This is a genomic window from Priestia megaterium (assembly GCF_023824195.1).
GTDB classification, from domain to species: Bacteria; Bacillota; Bacilli; order Bacillales; family Bacillaceae_H; genus Priestia; species Priestia megaterium_D.
On record NZ_CP085442.1, the window covers coordinates 4,222,984 to 4,238,624 of the forward strand.

The window sequence follows — 15,641 nt, forward strand, 5'->3', positions numbered from 1 at the left end:
TACATATGAAGATGAGAGTGTGAAATCACACTCTCATCTTTTACTATATTAGGTATTAAGCTTTCGCTGCTGCTTGGTTAACAAACTGCTGAAGCAATTCAATGATTTGTTCATTTTGTTCTTTTGTTCCCACTGTAATACGAACGGAAGTTGGGAAGCCTAATGCATTCCCTGAACGAACGATAAATCCGCGCTGCAATAAAAATTGAAACACTTCATCGCCTTGACGACCAAAATCAATTAGAACAAAATTAGTGAAAGACGGATAATAGTTTAAGCCATTCTTATCACAGAAAGCATAGTATTGCTGCAAACCTGCTTGATTTTTCTTTTTACACTCTTCAATGAACGCTTGGTCTTCAAGAGCAACGATTGCTGCTTTTTGAGCCATGCGGCTTGTATTAAAAGGTTCACGAGCCGGCTCAATTTTTTGTAGCAATGATTCGTTTGCAATACCGTAACCAATACGCAAAGAAGCTAAGCCGTATGCTTTTGAAAATGTGCGAAGTACAATTAAGTTTTCGTATTCATTCAAAAACTCTACCGTATTCGGATAGTCGGCTTGATCTGCTGCATACTCAAAATAGGCTTCATCCATAACGATTAATGTATGCTTAGGAACTTGTTTCATAAAAGAAATTAACTCATCGCCCTTCACATACGTTCCCGTTGGGTTATTAGGACTGCATACCCACACAATTGTCGTATTTTCATCAATTGCACGAAGCATAGCATCTAAATCATGATCTCCGCCGCGCAGCGGTACTTCACGAATTTCTGCACCTTCAATTACGGCATTGTGCTTATATTGAGGAAATGACGGCGTCGGCATGACAGTATTTGTATCAGCCGATAGCAAAGCTCGGCAAATAATTTGAATGACTTCATCAGACCCATTTCCAAAAATCAGCTGATCTTGCTCTACGCCTACGTGCTTTGCTACTGCTGCACGCAGTTCAGCTGCATAACCGTCTGGATAAAGCGCCATATTTTCGATTTCTGCAGCAATCGCCTCTTTTACTAAAGCAGAACTGCCGTAAGGATTTTCATTAGACGCTAATTTTACAACGCGATCTAAATTAAATTCACGCTTTACTTCTTCAATTGGCTTACCTGGTTTATATGGAGATAAAGTTAGTAATTGTTCTTTTACCTTCAACGTGTTACACCTCGCATTTTTGTATAGGCGAAACGATGGATGCAACATACTCCTCAATTTGATTTAATCCGTCTCGGCGTGTATCCTTATTTAAAAGAACTTGTTCAAGCTGGCCAATTTTATTAACAATTGCACTTCCAATTACAATGCCGTCGCTATGTTCTTTTAACACCTCTACTTGTTCACTTGTTGAAATCCCAAAACCGACGGCAACCGGTATAGAAGCTGCTGCTTTCACATCTTCTAAAAAGGTGCCAATATCAGCTGGCAACGTAGAGCGAACCCCAGTAACGCCTAAAGACGACACGCAGTATAAGAAGCCCGTTGCATCTGCAGCGATTTTTTGAATACGCTCTTTAGATGTAGGAGCAACCATTGAAATGTACACAACTTCATTTTCAGCGGCAAGCTCCCGGATACGGCCACTCTCTTCGTACGGTAAATCCGGAATTAGCACTCCATCTATTTCATTTTCTCGCATTAACGCGAAAAAGGATTCTAAACCTAATTGTAACACAGGATTAAAATAGGTAAAGAGAATTACCGGTATTTTCACACCTTTTTTTCTCATCACCGATACAAGCTTAATGGCTTTTGAAATAGACATACCGCCAGATAAAGCTCTTTTGGACGCCTCTTGAATAATTGGACCATCTGCTAAAGGGTCGGAATATGGTACGCCCAGCTCTAAAATAGAAGCACCTTGCTTTTGCAAAGACAAAGCAATATCCACCGTTGCATCTTCATGAGGATCTCCTGCTGTAATAAATGGAATAAATAATGTTTCATGTTTAGGTAGTCTCGCTTCAAACGTATTCATGTTCTTCTTCCTTCCCTTCTAGCAAGTTTACTAATGTATGAACGTCCTTATCTCCTCGACCTGACAAGCAAATTAAAATCGTTTCTTCCTTCGTCATGCTTTTAGCCAGTTCAAATGCTTTTGCCAGCGCATGGGCGGACTCAATAGCCGGGATGATTCCCTCTGTTTTCGCTAGCAGCTGAAGAGCTTCGATTGACTCATCATCCGTTACACTTTCATATTCTACTCGTCCAATAGATGAAAGGTGAGAATGCTCTGGACCGATACCTGGATAATCCAAACCAGCTGAAATAGAATAAGGCTCTGTAATTTGACCATTTTCATCTTGAAGTAAATACGTGAGCGTTCCGTGAATAACACCTTTTGTGCCTTTAGCCATTTTAGCAGCATGAAGGGCTGTATTTAGTCCTTTCCCTCCTGCTTCTACGCCGATCAAGCGTACGTTTTCTTCTTTAATAAAATCATAAAACATGCCGATTGCATTACTGCCGCCTCCGACGCATGCCACGACAGCATTCGGAAGTTTGCCTTCTACCGCTGTAAACTGTTCTTTTGCTTCTTCTCCAATAATTTTTTGGAAATCTCGAACCATTTTAGGATAAGGATGCGGTCCAATGGCCGAACCAATTAAGTAAAAGTGATCTTCACAATGTTGAACCCAGTAGCGAATTGCTTCATTTGTTGCATCTTTTAGCGTTTTTGTTCCAGAAGTTGCAGGAATGACTTCCGCTCCTAGAAGCTTCATGCGAAAGACGTTCAACGCCTGACGTTCAATATCTTCTTCTCCCATGAATACTTTACATTCCATTCCGAACTTTGCAGCTACTGTAGCTGTGGCTACCCCGTGCTGACCCGCTCCTGTTTCAGCAATAATTTTTGTTTTCCCCATCCGTTTAGCAAGTAAAATCTGTCCAATGGCATTATTGATTTTGTGAGCACCCGTATGATTTAAGTCTTCACGTTTTAAATAAATTTTTGCCCCGCCGAGCGTTTCGGTAATATTATCAGCATATGTTAAAGCCGTTGGTCGCCCAGAGTAGTTAACAAGTAAGGATAGATACTCATCTTTAAATGCCGGATCTTTCATTGCTTGATTCAAAGCTGCTTCTACTTCTTCAAGTGGTTTCATTAATGTTTCAGGTACGTATTTTCCGCCAAATTCACCAAAGCGGCCAAATTCATCAGGATGATTGTATGTCATAGTATGATCTTCCTTTCAATCTCTATAATTTTTGTATAGTCCTTCGTTCCGTTTGTTTCAATACCGCCAGAAATATCAATCGCCCCAGGCTTGTATGGTAACAAGTTCTCAATGTTAAAAGCATTGATTCCTCCAGCAATAAAGCATTTTCTACCTAACCTTTGTGCAGCTGATTCATACTGAGGAACGAAGCTCCAATCAAAAGCGACGCCCGTTCCTCCGAATTGTTCTTTAACCTTGCTATCAATTACATACCCGTCAGCTTCTTCATATACATGCATTTGCTGCAGCGTCTCTTTATTGTGAGGGAGTGCTTTCCACACTTCATATCCACGCTGCTTTAACTGACGTACGTCCGCAGCTGTTTCTTGCCCGTGGCACTGAATAACATCTAAATTTGTCACAGAGGCAATTTCAAGTATTTGATCTACCGGTGTATTAACAAATACTCCTACTAGCGAGACTTGTTTTTTTATTTCATCCGTTACAAACTCATTTACTCGCTCAGGCTTTACATATCGTTTACTTTTAGGGTAGAAAATAAAGCCAATGTGAGTAGCAGCCGACTTTTTGATTAAAGCTATATCTTGTTTTGATCGAATACCACAGTACTTAATAAGCATATTCACTTTCCCCAAACAGCTTTTCAATCGCTTTGGTTTGATTATCCTGTCTCATAAGCGATTCTCCTACTAAAATAGCTTTTGCTCCGGCTTCTTTTACGTAGGAAACATCATCGTATAAGTAAATGCCGCTTTCACTCACTAACAGCTGATCCTTCGGAACGTGCTTGGCGATTTCTTTGGTCTGCTGCAAGCTGGTTTCAAACGTATGAAGATTTCGGTTATTGATTCCGATAATTTTCGGCGTAAATACAGCTAACAGCTGTTCGAGCGTTTCTAAAGAATGCACTTCTACTAAACAATCTAACTCTTTTTCAGCAGCTTGAAGATAAAGCTCTTGCAATTTTAATGGTTCAAGTGCTTCTCCAATGAGTAAAATAGCATCAGCACCGATTCTTGAACTTTCTTCCACTTGAATGGAATCAATAATGAAATCCTTGCGAAGCACAGGGATAGAGACACGCTGTTTAATATCACTTAGAAACGTTCGATGTCCTTGAAAATAGTGCTGATCTGTTAACACAGACAAAGCATCTGCTTTTCCTTCTTCGTAGGCTTTAGCAATTTCCACAGGCTGAAAATTCTCTTTTATTAATCCTTTAGAAGGCGAGGCTTTTTTCACTTCTGCAATAAGAGCCAGCTCCCGATTCGGGTTTGATAAAGCTTCTAAAAATGATCGTTTTGCAACATTTTGCTGTTCGGGTAACTGTAGGTTTTGAATTTCTTCTTTTTTTGTTTCAATAATTTTATTGAGCATGTTCAACCACCTTTTTCGATTTCAATCGTTGTAATTGCGTATATGCAGCCCCTGATTCGATTGTTTCTAAAGCTACAGCTACTCCTTCTTCAAAAGTAGAAACGTTTCCGCTAACGTAAATAGCTGCAGCAGAGTTTAATACGACTGCATTTTTAGCAGTTACATTACTTTTATTTAAAAATAGCGATTCAATAAGCTCTGCACTCGATTTCGCGTCTTCTACCACTAAGTCTTCAAGCTTCCCTCTCTGTAAGTGTACATCCTCTGGTGCAAGCGTATATTCTGTAATGACATTGCCTTGCACTTCTACAATATCCGTTACATCCGTGGCACTAATTTCATCCAAACCGTCTCTGCCCGCAACCAGAAGGACGTGGTTAGCTCCCAGTACAACAAGCGCTTCTGCTAATTTTCGTGCAAGCTCAATGGAATAAACGCCAATTACTTGCTTTGTGCAGTTAGTAGGATTTGCTAATGGACCTAATGCATTAAAAACGGTTCTAAACCCTAATTCCTTTCGAGTAGCAGCAACGTGCTTCATAGCAGGGTGATAAAGCGGCGCAAATAAAAAGGACATGTTGAGGTCAGCCACCGCGTTTTTCACTTCTTTTTCATTTCCTTGAATCCATATATCCAGATGTTCTAACACGTCTGCACTTCCGCTTTTAGAAGACACAGCGCGATTCCCGTGTTTCGCAACCTTTACTCCAGCAGCAGATGCCACAATCGCACTAGCCGTCGAGATATTAAAAGTAGAGGCGCCGTCTCCTCCCGTACCGCATGTATCTACTACGTTTAATTCTTCTAGAGAAATAGCATTCATATTATTTTTCATACCTCGGACAAAACCAACAATTTCATCAACGGTTTCTCCTCGATACGTTAAGATGGTTAGCACGCTAGCAATTTGAGCTGCCGGGACTTTACCGTTCATAATATCATTCATAATTTTTTCTGCTTCTTCCGCTGAAAGTGACTCGCCGCGCAAACACTTTTTTAACAATTCTTTAAACATATACATCCTCCTTTTTATCGTAGATGTTTTGAGCTAATTGAATTGTTTTGATTAAAGCGCTAGCTTTATTGCGGGTTTCTTTCCACTCAAGCTCCGGTTTTGAGTCAGCAACCACTCCTGCTCCGGCCTGGATATAAGCGGTCTGGTCTTTCAAAAGAATGGTCCGAATCGCAATGCACGAATCAATGTTTCCATCAAATCCGAGATATGCTACGGTTCCTGCATATACATTTCGCGCAACTGGTTCAATTTCATTTAAGATTTGCATCGCTCGTACTTTTGGAGCGCCAGATACGGTACCCGCTGGAAATGCAGAAAGCAGCGCATCAATAGGATGTACTTTTTCGTCAAGGCGTCCTGTCACTTTAGAAATCAAGTGCATGACGTGCGAAAAGTTAACCTGCTGCATTAATACTGGTGTTTGGACACTTCCATACTGTGCAACTCGGCCGATGTCATTTCTTGCTAAGTCCACGAGCATATAGTGTTCTGCCCGCTCTTTTTCATCGTTAATTAAGTCTTCGTACAAGCGCGCATCTTCTTCTGCATCCCTGCCACGTCTTCTCGTTCCTGCAATCGGATGAATTTCTAAATGGCCGTTTTCAATTTGAATCAACCGCTCAGGAGAACTTCCAATTAACTCCGCGCCTTTTACTTTCACGTAAAATAAATAAGGAGACGGATTAACTAATCGCAATACTCTGTAAATATCAAATCCAGCTACGGTCGTATCAATTTGAAATCTCTGCGACAATACGGCTTGAAAAACATCTCCGCTTTTGATGTATTCCTTAATTTTTTCCACATCTTGCACAAATTTATCTTTTTGGTATGACGATGTCACGCCTTCAAAGCTAACTTCGCGCTGCTCGCTTTCAAACATCATTGGCTTTTCTTTCACCGTCTGTGCTATTCTTTCAACATATCTATTGATCTCTGCTAGAGCTTCACCGTATTTTTCTTTTTTCTGCTGTTCTTTGTCTTGCTCATTAAGCTGAATGTAGTGAATCACCATAAGCTCTTTTGTTTGATGATTATAAGCAAGCATCGTTTGACAATAGATAAAGTGAAAAGTAGGCATGTTCAAATCGTTTTGGGCATGTACGTTTACTTTTTCAATTTGCGATACTGCGTCGTAGCTGATAAACCCTACTGCTCCTCCTTTAAAAGGAAGTGCAAGGTCTGGTACTTTCACTTTCAGCTCTTGCTGAATTTTACAAAATACCTCTTTAAAGCTGTCTCCTTGCAGCACAGGGTGAAGCTGCTTGTTTTTTGCTAGATAGGTTCCGTTTTCTTCCTCAACATACAAAAATGGATTTAAGCCAATAAAAGAATAATTGGACCATGGTGATGATTCATCATTACTTTCAAGCAAATATACGGCTTCATCTTTTACTTGTTGAAAAAGATCAACAGGTGTCATGCTATCGATAAATATTTTTTTTATAATTGGAATGGTTAAATACTCTGTAGAGTCTTCTAAAAAAGAAGTATAAGTGTTCGTCATATCTTTCAATCCTCCATTTCATGGAGAATGAGAATAGATGAGGTTATATAAAAGAGGATATAATAAATAAACCCAAAGACACATCAAAAATGGGCCTTTGGGTATACGAATGGTAAAATTCACTCAACTAAACTCTGCTCAACTGTCTCATTCTCGTCTACCCTAATCTCAACTAAACTGTCTATTGTTTTCTCATAACTAAAATCTCTAAACTAACTTGTTACCAATTGTAGTACGTTTCAAATTCATTTGTCAACTACTATCTACTTGGCTTTAGATGAAACTAAGCTTTAAGCTCTTCATTCAGCAGTTTAAGAATCACTTCATCTTCTACTTGTTGAACAAAAGGTTTGCCTATGCCTTCAAGCAGTACCATATGAACATTGCTTGATTTAGACTTCTTGTCTGCTTTCATTCTTACGAGCAGTTTTTCAGCTGAAAGATGGTTTGGGACAGACGTCTTGTAGCCAAATTTTTCAAACCATTTCGCAATGTCGTCCACAGAGAACTGACTTTTCCCAAGAACATTGCTGACTTTCATAGCAAACAGCATACCAATCGCTACGCCTTCTCCGTGGCTGATTTGTCCATAGCCGCACTCTGCTTCGATCGCATGACCTAGCGTATGTCCAAAGTTCAGATGAGCGCGAACGCCAGCTTCTGTCTCATCTTCTTTTACAACAGCTGCTTTGACTAAAATACCGTTTTGAATAGCATAAATTAATTTTTCATCTTGTAAATCAGTCAGCGATTGTATATTTTGCTGAAGCCATTCATAAAATGCTTCATCGTGAATAAAAGCGTGTTTAATCACTTCTGCAAAACCGGAACGCCACTCTCTTTCGGGAAGCGTTTTAAGAAGATCAATGTCATAAACAACCGCTTCAGGCTGATAAAAAGCACCAATCATATTTTTTCCAAGCTCATGATTAATGGCTACTTTACCGCCTACAGCACTATCGTGAGCAAGAAGCGTCGTTGGCACTTGAATAAAAGAAATTCCTCTCATATAAGTAGCGGCTACAAATCCAGCTAAATCGCCAACCACCCCTCCGCCAAAAGCAATAACGAGCGCATTGCGGTCAAGCTGCTGTTCGAGCGCAAATGTCTGACAATCGTAGTAATGTTGAAATGACTTTGCATGTTCACCGCTTGGCACTACGTATTTAGCCACTTTAAACTTCGTCTCAATCGCTTTTACAACCGCTTCTCCATAATATGAATCTACAGCTGAATCAGTGATGATTAACACGGACGACAGATTAGGTTTTACACTCTCGATAATAGAAGGCAGCTTTTCAATTAATCCATTTCCTAAATAAAGAGGATATGTTTTGGATAAAGTTTGAATATCAATTTGCAACATTAAAACTCCCTCGCATGTGCACGCATTTTCTCAATATTTTCAGCAATTAAATCAATTCGGTCTTGTCCAAACTGTTCGATTAGCGCATCAGCCAGTTCCCAAGCTACAACGGCTTCTGCTACAACGCTTGCCGCCGGCACAGCGCAGCTGTCTGAACGTTCGATGCTTGCCTCGAAGGCTTCTTTTGTTTCAATATCAACACTTTTTAACGGCTTGTAAAGCGTTGGAATAGGTTTCATTACACCGCGTACTACAATTGGCATACCTGTTGTCATGCCGCCTTCAAAGCCGCCTAAGTTGTTTGTTTTACGGGTATATCCATTCTTTTCATCCCATAGAATTTCGTCATGAACTTCGCTTCCTGGTCTGCGAGCCGCTTCAAATCCAATCCCAAACTCAACGCCCTTAAATGCATTAATGCTCATAACAGCTGCAGCAATCTTCGCATCTAATTTACGATCGTAATGAACATAGCTGCCTACTCCTGCTGGCACGCCTTCAATAATAACTTCTACTACGCCTCCGATAGAATCGCCGTTTTTCTTAGCATCATCGATTGCTTGCATCATGTCTTTCTCAACAGCTGAGTCAAAACATCTTACTGGAGAAGCTTCAGTGACTTCTTGAAGTTCCTCTAAGCTTTTGTATTGAGGCGGATTTGCCTGTACGCCGCCAATTTCTAATACATGTCCAGCTACAGAAATCCCGAACTGAGCAAGGATTTGACGAGCGACAGCACCTGCTGCTACCCTTACAGTTGTTTCACGAGCTGAAGAACGTTCTAATACATTTCTCATATCGCGATGACCATATTTAATAGCGCCGTTTAAATCAGCATGCCCTGGTCTTGGTCTTGAGATCTTACGCTTTACTTCTTCTGATTCTTCTTCAGAGATTGGCTCGATGCCCATAATTTTTGTCCAGTGTTTCCAGTCGTTATTTTCTACCGCTAACGTAATAGGAGATCCTAACGTATAGCCGTGGCGGACACCGCTTAAAATTTCCGCTTGATCTTTTTCAATTTGCATACGTCTTCCGCGACCATGACCTTTTTGTCTTCGCGCTAAATCTGTATTGATGTCTTCCGCTGTTAAAGGAAGCCCTGCCGGAACACCCTCTAAAATAGTAGTCAACTGTGGACCATGTGATTCTCCTGCTGTTAAATATCGCATAATCGTACCTCCGCTTAATATGTATTATTCGTCAGAATTTTTCCATTTTTAAATATGACTATACCATACTATAACATAAGAATGTACAAAAAGTTTCACCTCAGCTTTTAAAAAACCGCTTCAGATTGTCTCGATTAAATGGTCTTTACTTTTCTGTAAAAAAACGTATCAGCCGTTTCAAATCCATACTTTTGCGGAGTAAAAACCTGTTCTGTGCTACCTACAAATAAGATGCCGCCAGGTGCTAAAGCTCTGCTAAATTTTTCATATAAAGCATGCTTTGCTTCATCTGTAAAATAAATAAGCACATTTCGACAAACAATCAAGTCAACGTTTTTTGGAAAAGAGTCTGACAGTAAGTTATGTTTTTGAAAAACAACTGTTTTTTTGATTTTTTCATCTAATAAGTACCCGGTTCCTCTTTGTTGAAAGTACTTATTTTTCATCGAAACAGGCATTTCCTGAAGTGAACGTTCATCATAAAAGCCTATTTTTGCTTTTTCTATCACTTTTTCATCCAAATCGGTCGCCAATATAGAAATACGTGAAAGCGGAAAAAATGTTGATAAAACCATCGCTAGTGTATATGGCTCTTCCCCTGTTGAACAGGCAGCGCTCCACACTTTCAGGTCTGTTTTTCCTTTTACAAGAGTCGGTAAAATTTTTCGCTCCAATATATCCCACCGCTGATAGTTGCGATAAAACTCTGACACGTTAATCGTCATCCGATCTAAAAACTCCTCAAGCAGTTCGTTGTTACTGTTCATTGCTCGATAATATTCAAAAAAACTAGAAAAACCTTTTTTTTCATACAGGGAGGTGAGGCGGCGTTGCATTTGAGACTGCTTATATAGTGATAAATCAATGCCTGTTTTTATTTTCATTTTCTCCACAAACGCGTCGTATTCATCTATCATTTTTGACTCTCCTTTCTCATTTCTATACGTTTATGTTAGACGTATAAGGAAATAAAACCTTTATATACGCTTATCTTCTTATTAATATATCGGAATACATTGTGAAAATGTTTATGTAGAGAGACATTCGCAATCAATAGCCTAGGACCTATTTATAAACACAATAAAAAAGACGAATGAAAATTCATTCGTCTCCTTGCGCTATCTAAATTAGTAAATCCAAGCGTCTGCGTCTTTTTTATAGAAAGTCAGCTCTTCACTTTCAAAGAATAAGCTGATTTCACGCTCCGCACTTTCTGGTGAATCTGAGCCGTGAATAATATTCTTATCGACAATCAGTCCATAATCACCTCGAATAGTTCCAGGAAGCGCTTCTTGAGGGTTAGTTTTTCCCACCATTTGACGTGATACTGAAATCACGTTTTCACCTTCCCATACCATAGCAAAAACTGGACCTGATGTGATAAATTTCACTAACTCACCGAAGAAAGGTTTCTCTTTATGTTCACCGTAGTGTGTTTCAGCTAATTCCTGCGAAATATGCATAAGCTTAGCTCCAACTAATTGAAAACCTTTTTTCTCAAAGCGAGAAATAACCTCACCAATAATGCTTCTTTGTACCCCGTCTGGTTTGACCATTAAAAACGTTTTTTGTATCATTTTACTCTCCACCCCTGAAGTTCATGATATGTAAACAAGTTTTGAAAGCGCAATCACACCTCATGAAGATATTAACATTGTTTCGAGCAGTTTACAACTTATGAAAGTAAATAAATCAAAATTTCCGTTTTCCAATGTACTTCGCAATTTGATGCAGCGTTTTTTTCGCCTTGTTTGGCGGCAGTTCTTCTAAAATGCTCATCGCTTTTTGCAGATAACGATCGCTCATCTCAAATGAACGTTCAATGGCGTTAGAAGATTTAATATCAGAAATAATTTCATTGATCAGCTCTTGCTCATATTCCCTCTCGAAAAGCTGTTCTACTTTATCTCGAAACTCAGCATTTTCAATGGCATACAAAACTGGCAGCGTAATATTTCCTTGCAGTAAGTCGCTGCCAACTGGTTTCCCAAGCTGTTCTTCTGATGAGATAAAATCTAAAATGTCATCGGTAATTTGAAATGACATTCCCACGTAATATCCAAACCAAAATAAACGTTTATGTATATCTTTAGGAGCTCCCGCTGCAATTGCGCCTAACTGACAGCTTGCAGCAATTAGCAGTGCCGTTTTACGTTTAATTCTACGCAGATACACGCGTAAGTTTTGGTTTAGGTTGTATTTGTCCTTAATCTGTTCAATTTCACCGAGCGTTAATTCCACCATCGTATTAGATAAAATTTTATGTGCTTCCACATCTTTAACCTCACTCATAACTTCAAGCGCACGAGCAAAGATGTAATCCCCTGTATACATAGCAATACGATTGTCCCATTTTGCCTTAATTGTTGGTTTTCCGCGTCGCTTATCAGCGTCATCGATAACATCATCATGAACAAGAGACGCCATATGAATCAGCTCAAGCGCTACTGCCACATGTTTGATTTGGTCGATGTTGTAATGCCCAAATTTAGCTGCCAACAAAACAAATACAGGGCGAATTCGTTTCCCCCCTGCTTGTAAAAGGTGAAGAGAAGCATCTGTGATAAGTGTTTCATCGGTATGAACAGTTTGTTCAAGTTCTTTCTCAATAAGGGTAATATCCGTATTCAAAAAAGCGTACATCATTTTTAGTTTCATTGGACTCACCTTGCATTATATATTCATTCTTTACTCCTTATCCTACAGGCTGTTGCACCTGTAGGACAAGCTTTTTCTCTTTTATCGTTTGTACCCTAGATGCATCGCTGCTACTCCACCTGTGTAAGATTTCACTTCAACATCTGTCAAACCGGCTTCACGGAACATATCAGCCAATTTTTTTTGACCTGGAAAGTCCCTAGCTGACTCTTGAAGCCATGAATATTCATCATAGCTTTTAGCGACCATCTTTCCAAGCGCAGGCATAATATACTTAAAATAAAGCAAGTACATTTGTCGGTAGCCAATCATCGTGGGCTGAGACGTTTCAAGGCAAACCACTTTTCCGCCAGGTTTCACGACGCGCTGCATTTCCTTTAAAACTTGAAGGTAATCGGGCACGTTGCGCAGTCCGAATCCAATCGTTACATAGTCAAATGAATTATCTTCAAAAGGAAGTTCCATTGCATTGCCATGTAGTAAGGTAATATTTGAAAAAGGTGAGTTTTTTACTTTCTCTTCACCAATCTTTAGCATATTTTGACTAAAATCCAGGCCAACTGCCTCTCCTGTTTCTCCAACTGCTTCAGCCATAGCTAGCGTCCAATCCGCAGTTCCGCAACAAACATCTAAAGCTTTTGTTCCTTTTTGAACATTCATTCGCTTCATCGTATCTTTGCGCCATGCCTTATGACGCTGAAAACTAATAACAGAATTCATTTGATCATAATTTTTGTATATTTTTTCAAATACGCCATGGACACGCTGTTCTTTTGATTGCTGCATATCTCTATCCTTCTCCTACGACATTTTTCAGCACTTCTAAGCTAGATGTAAGTTCATCTAAGTGCTCTCTTAAAAACTCATTCATCACAAATTCACTTCGTAAGTATCCTCTAACAATATTTACAGACTGTTGAGTATACGAATAAAGGTATTCTTTTATTTGTTCTTGATTCATGCCAATTTGTTTGCAATAGTTTAGCAAGAGAGTAGGTTCTTTATGCTGTAATGACTTTAATTGCTTTAATATCCCGTTCAAATACGCTGCATGTTTTAAAAGTTCTTTCCACTCTTCACGTTCAAAATAGTCACATAAGCATCTTACAAACGATGATTCTGCTGCTAAAAAACTATTCATAACGTCGTGTGGATTAGTAGAGCGATTGTTATAAATGTGTATCTTAGCGATATTAATTTCTTTAATAGCAGATGCTATAACTTTCATTAAATTCAGCTGGCTGCTTTGAGCTAAATAGTAATAGTACAGGCCGCTGTAATAATCTCCGGCCAAAACTACCAGCTGCCGCTCATGCAGCTTCCCTTCATTTCCGCTAACATTTTGAGTGGAGACTAGATCGTGGGTATCAAGTGCGGTTTGAACGAGCATCACAGATAGCACAGAGCTGTTCTTTTTTTCTTCTTCCATTGAAAGAGTATCTAAGAACGAACACATGTACAGTAATCTATTTTCATCAATACGCGGATGATGAATATATTTTTTTACATATGGATGACTTAATTCAACATGAAGCTGTTCTTTCATGTTGGCCACAATATCATAGATGGTTTTTACGCTCATCATCCTTGTCTCCCTTTCCATCACTATTTGTTTAAAGTTCTTTTAACTCCAAATCGATAGTGTCAATTATAACATAATTACATTATAAAATATCCTTTAAATTCTTTTGAAGCTTTTTCACGGTTTAAATCCTTTAGCTGCTCATCCACTTGAACACCGTTCATCCACATACCATCAGGATTTCTTAGACAGTAATTTAAGATATTGCTTTTAGTTTCACCATGTTTTTCCTGTTCTTATTCATTTATTTTAAATATAAATAAAAGCAGGAAAATCCCTGCTTATTTTTTCGTATCGGATTCAATTTCTCCGTGAACAGTCTGAACGACGGCTTTGCCACGAATTTTAATTGCGGATGTATGCTCAGTAAACTGCGCAATCATTACTTCGCCTTTATCTAGTTTTTCTGAATGATGAAATCGCGTATCTGCTCCTCGCGTTAAGCCAATTACGTTAACTCCATCTTCGACCGCTTTAATGACAATATACTCTGGCGTTCCTTTTTGTGTCATATTCTCTTCTCCTTCATCATCCACATTATGATTTAATCAGTGATAAAACTTCAGCTCTAGAACTTGCATCGTGTTCTAACACTCCACGCACAGCAGAAGTGATTGTCATAGCACCAGGCTTTTTAATGCCTCGCATGGTCATACACATGTGCTCTGCTTCCACTACTACCATTACCCCGTGCGGCTCTAATGTTTCTACAATAGAATCCGCCACTGTAGATGTAATTCTCTCCTGAAGCTGAGGACGTTTCGCAACAGCTTCTACTGCTCTTGCCAGCTTACTTAAACCGGTCACTCGTCCGCCTTTTGGAATATACGCAACATGAGCTTTTCCGTAAAAAGGCACTAAGTGGTGTTCACACATAGAGTAAAAAGGAATATCTTTTACAAGCACTAGCTCTTCATGATCTTCTCCAAAAACTGTTTTAAAATGCTCTTTTGGATCTTCATTCAACCCGGAAAAGACTTCCTCATACATTTTAGCTACTCGCTTTGGTGTATCTAATAATCCTTCACGGTTTGGATCTTCGCCAATTGCTTCTAAAATTAGTCTCACGGCTTGTTCGATCTGTGGTTTATTTACAGATGACATGTTGTTGCCCTCCAATTCGTTGCATTACGACTTTATGAAAAAAATTCTAGCATATGTATATACCAAAGGCAAAAAAGAAAGGTCGCAAATGTGCGACCTTTCAAAGCTCTTCATCAACGGCTATGAATAAAGCCATTTTATGTAGATATTATTTTACAGCATCTTTAAGAGCTTTACCTGGTTTGAATGCAGGAACTTTGCTAGCAGGAATTTCGATTTCTTCGCCAGTTTGTGGATTGCGTCCTTTACGAGCAGCACGTTCACGTACTTCGAAGTTACCAAAACCGATAAGTTGAACTTTGTCCTCAGCTTTTAAAGCTTCTAAAATTGTATCGAAAACAGCATCAACTGCTTTTGTAGCATCCTTTTTTGAAAGCTCACTTGCTTCTGCAACAGCATTAATTAATTCTGTCTTGTTCATGCCATTCACCTCCTCCCAAAATCGGATCATATAATAACTAAAAACCTTGTTAGAAAAGGAATCTAGTAATTCGTTATATCTCATTCTTTAACAAAACAAATGGATATTATACATAACCTATGTATCGACAAGCCTAATCATAAACGATTGAACTAAATAATTCAATGTTTTTCATTCATCTGCCGTATGTATGTAGTGAAAACAGTATGATCGATCGATTTCTGTTAAAAGATTAACATATTGAACAAGGCATAGC

At 39.1% G+C, this 15,641-nt stretch carries 17 protein-coding genes; all 17 read right to left on the reverse strand.

Features of this window, described 5'->3' with window-relative positions; all coding sequences use genetic code 11:
• Positions 1-55: 55 nt before the first annotated feature.
• The 17 genes from hisC to LIS78_RS21965 all read right to left on the reverse strand — a co-directional run bounded on the left by hisC (position 56) and on the right by LIS78_RS21965 (position 15,385).
• Positions 56-1,159: a histidinol-phosphate transaminase gene (hisC, locus tag LIS78_RS21885; RefSeq protein ID WP_252284349.1), complete on the reverse strand. Its 1,104-nt coding sequence runs from the start codon at positions 1,157-1,159 to the stop codon at positions 56-58.
• Positions 1,160-1,163: 4 nt separating this feature from the next.
• Complete coding sequence (gene trpA / locus LIS78_RS21890; RefSeq protein WP_195781945.1) at positions 1,164-1,979, reverse strand: tryptophan synthase subunit alpha; 816 nt, start codon at positions 1,977-1,979, stop codon at positions 1,164-1,166.
• On the reverse strand, positions 1,966-3,180 hold the full coding sequence (gene trpB, locus LIS78_RS21895; protein ID WP_013059002.1) for a tryptophan synthase subunit beta: 1,215 nt from the start codon (positions 3,178-3,180) through the stop codon (positions 1,966-1,968). Before trpB ends, trpA begins: the two co-directional genes overlap by 14 nt.
• Entirely contained in the window at positions 3,177-3,803 is a 627-nt protein-coding gene (locus LIS78_RS21900) for a phosphoribosylanthranilate isomerase (RefSeq protein WP_195781944.1), read from the reverse strand. Before LIS78_RS21900 ends, trpB begins: the two co-directional genes overlap by 4 nt.
• Positions 3,793-4,560: an indole-3-glycerol phosphate synthase TrpC gene (gene trpC / locus LIS78_RS21905; protein WP_252284350.1), complete on the reverse strand. Its 768-nt coding sequence runs from the start codon at positions 4,558-4,560 to the stop codon at positions 3,793-3,795. The genes LIS78_RS21900 and trpC overlap by 11 nt, the downstream gene beginning before the upstream one ends.
• Entirely contained in the window at positions 4,550-5,575 is a 1,026-nt protein-coding gene (gene trpD / locus LIS78_RS21910; RefSeq protein WP_195781942.1) for an anthranilate phosphoribosyltransferase, read from the reverse strand. The genes trpC and trpD overlap by 11 nt, the downstream gene beginning before the upstream one ends.
• A complete protein-coding gene (gene trpE / locus LIS78_RS21915) occupies positions 5,568-7,082 on the reverse strand; it encodes an anthranilate synthase component I (RefSeq protein ID WP_195781941.1) in 1,515 nt (504 codons plus the stop codon). Before trpE ends, trpD begins: the two co-directional genes overlap by 8 nt.
• A 283-nt stretch (positions 7,083-7,365) precedes the next feature.
• Complete coding sequence (gene aroB, locus LIS78_RS21920) at positions 7,366-8,448, reverse strand: 3-dehydroquinate synthase (protein ID WP_195781940.1); 1,083 nt, start codon at positions 8,446-8,448, stop codon at positions 7,366-7,368.
• The gene (gene aroC / locus LIS78_RS21925; protein WP_013059008.1) at positions 8,448-9,620 is read right to left on the reverse strand and encodes a chorismate synthase; all 1,173 of its coding nucleotides are present in this window, start codon (positions 9,618-9,620) and stop codon (positions 8,448-8,450) included. Before aroC ends, aroB begins: the two co-directional genes overlap by 1 nt.
• Positions 9,621-9,754: 134 nt before the next feature.
• On the reverse strand, positions 9,755-10,537 hold the full coding sequence (locus tag LIS78_RS21930; protein WP_252284351.1) for a CheR family methyltransferase: 783 nt from the start codon (positions 10,535-10,537) through the stop codon (positions 9,755-9,757).
• 210 nt (positions 10,538-10,747) lie between these two features.
• On the reverse strand, positions 10,748-11,197 hold the full coding sequence (ndk, locus tag LIS78_RS21935) for a nucleoside-diphosphate kinase (RefSeq protein WP_013059010.1): 450 nt from the start codon (positions 11,195-11,197) through the stop codon (positions 10,748-10,750).
• Between the two features lie 115 nt (positions 11,198-11,312).
• Positions 11,313-12,278 carry a heptaprenyl diphosphate synthase component II gene (hepT, locus tag LIS78_RS21940; RefSeq protein ID WP_252284352.1) on the reverse strand — a complete coding sequence of 322 codons (966 nt, stop codon included), beginning with the start codon at positions 12,276-12,278 and terminating at the stop codon, positions 11,313-11,315.
• Positions 12,279-12,359: 81 nt separating this feature from the next.
• Positions 12,360-13,064 carry a demethylmenaquinone methyltransferase gene (menG, locus tag LIS78_RS21945; protein WP_195781938.1) on the reverse strand — a complete coding sequence of 235 codons (705 nt, stop codon included), beginning with the start codon at positions 13,062-13,064 and terminating at the stop codon, positions 12,360-12,362.
• A gap of 4 nt (positions 13,065-13,068) precedes the next feature.
• Complete coding sequence (locus LIS78_RS21950) at positions 13,069-13,860, reverse strand: heptaprenyl diphosphate synthase component 1 (protein ID WP_252284353.1); 792 nt, start codon at positions 13,858-13,860, stop codon at positions 13,069-13,071.
• A 281-nt stretch (positions 13,861-14,141) separates the two neighbouring features.
• Complete coding sequence (gene mtrB, locus LIS78_RS21955; protein ID WP_028411509.1) at positions 14,142-14,372, reverse strand: trp RNA-binding attenuation protein MtrB; 231 nt, start codon at positions 14,370-14,372, stop codon at positions 14,142-14,144.
• A gap of 25 nt (positions 14,373-14,397) precedes the next feature.
• Entirely contained in the window at positions 14,398-14,964 is a 567-nt protein-coding gene (gene folE, locus LIS78_RS21960; protein ID WP_013059015.1) for a GTP cyclohydrolase I FolE, read from the reverse strand.
• A 148-nt stretch (positions 14,965-15,112) separates the two neighbouring features.
• Entirely contained in the window at positions 15,113-15,385 is a 273-nt protein-coding gene (locus tag LIS78_RS21965; RefSeq protein ID WP_013059016.1) for an HU family DNA-binding protein, read from the reverse strand.
• Positions 15,386-15,641 lie beyond the last annotated feature (256 nt).

What these genes read in the sequence shown, in the direction of transcription:
- trpA (WP_195781945.1), bottom strand. Translation starts at nt 1,979, where the DNA reads ATGAATACGTTTGAAGCGAGACTACCTAAACATGAAACATTATTTATT.
- folE (WP_013059015.1), bottom strand. Translation starts at nt 14,964, where the DNA reads ATGTCATCTGTAAATAAACCACAGATCGAACAAGCCGTGAGACTAATT.
- LIS78_RS21930 (WP_252284351.1), bottom strand. Translation starts at nt 10,537, where the DNA reads ATGATAGATGAATACGACGCGTTTGTGGAGAAAATGAAAATAAAAACA.
- menG (WP_195781938.1), bottom strand. Translation starts at nt 13,064, where the DNA reads ATGCAGCAATCAAAAGAACAGCGTGTCCATGGCGTATTTGAAAAAATA.
- hepT (WP_252284352.1), bottom strand. Translation starts at nt 12,278, where the DNA reads ATGAAACTAAAAATGATGTACGCTTTTTTGAATACGGATATTACCCTT.
- trpC (WP_252284350.1), bottom strand. Translation starts at nt 4,560, where the DNA reads ATGCTCAATAAAATTATTGAAACAAAAAAAGAAGAAATTCAAAACCTA.
- trpE (WP_195781941.1), bottom strand. Translation starts at nt 7,082, where the DNA reads ATGACGAACACTTATACTTCTTTTTTAGAAGACTCTACAGAGTATTTA.
- aroC (WP_013059008.1), bottom strand. Translation starts at nt 9,620, where the DNA reads ATGCGATATTTAACAGCAGGAGAATCACATGGTCCACAGTTGACTACT.
- LIS78_RS21965 (WP_013059016.1), bottom strand. Translation starts at nt 15,385, where the DNA reads ATGAACAAGACAGAATTAATTAATGCTGTTGCAGAAGCAAGTGAGCTT.
- ndk (WP_013059010.1), bottom strand. Translation starts at nt 11,197, where the DNA reads ATGATACAAAAAACGTTTTTAATGGTCAAACCAGACGGGGTACAAAGA.
- trpB (WP_013059002.1), bottom strand. Translation starts at nt 3,180, where the DNA reads ATGACATACAATCATCCTGATGAATTTGGCCGCTTTGGTGAATTTGGC.
- LIS78_RS21900 (WP_195781944.1), bottom strand. Translation starts at nt 3,803, where the DNA reads ATGCTTATTAAGTACTGTGGTATTCGATCAAAACAAGATATAGCTTTA.
- LIS78_RS21950 (WP_252284353.1), bottom strand. Translation starts at nt 13,860, where the DNA reads ATGAGCGTAAAAACCATCTATGATATTGTGGCCAACATGAAAGAACAG.
- aroB (WP_195781940.1), bottom strand. Translation starts at nt 8,448, where the DNA reads ATGTTGCAAATTGATATTCAAACTTTATCCAAAACATATCCTCTTTAT.
- trpD (WP_195781942.1), bottom strand. Translation starts at nt 5,575, where the DNA reads ATGTTTAAAGAATTGTTAAAAAAGTGTTTGCGCGGCGAGTCACTTTCA.
- mtrB (WP_028411509.1), bottom strand. Translation starts at nt 14,372, where the DNA reads ATGACACAAAAAGGAACGCCAGAGTATATTGTCATTAAAGCGGTCGAA.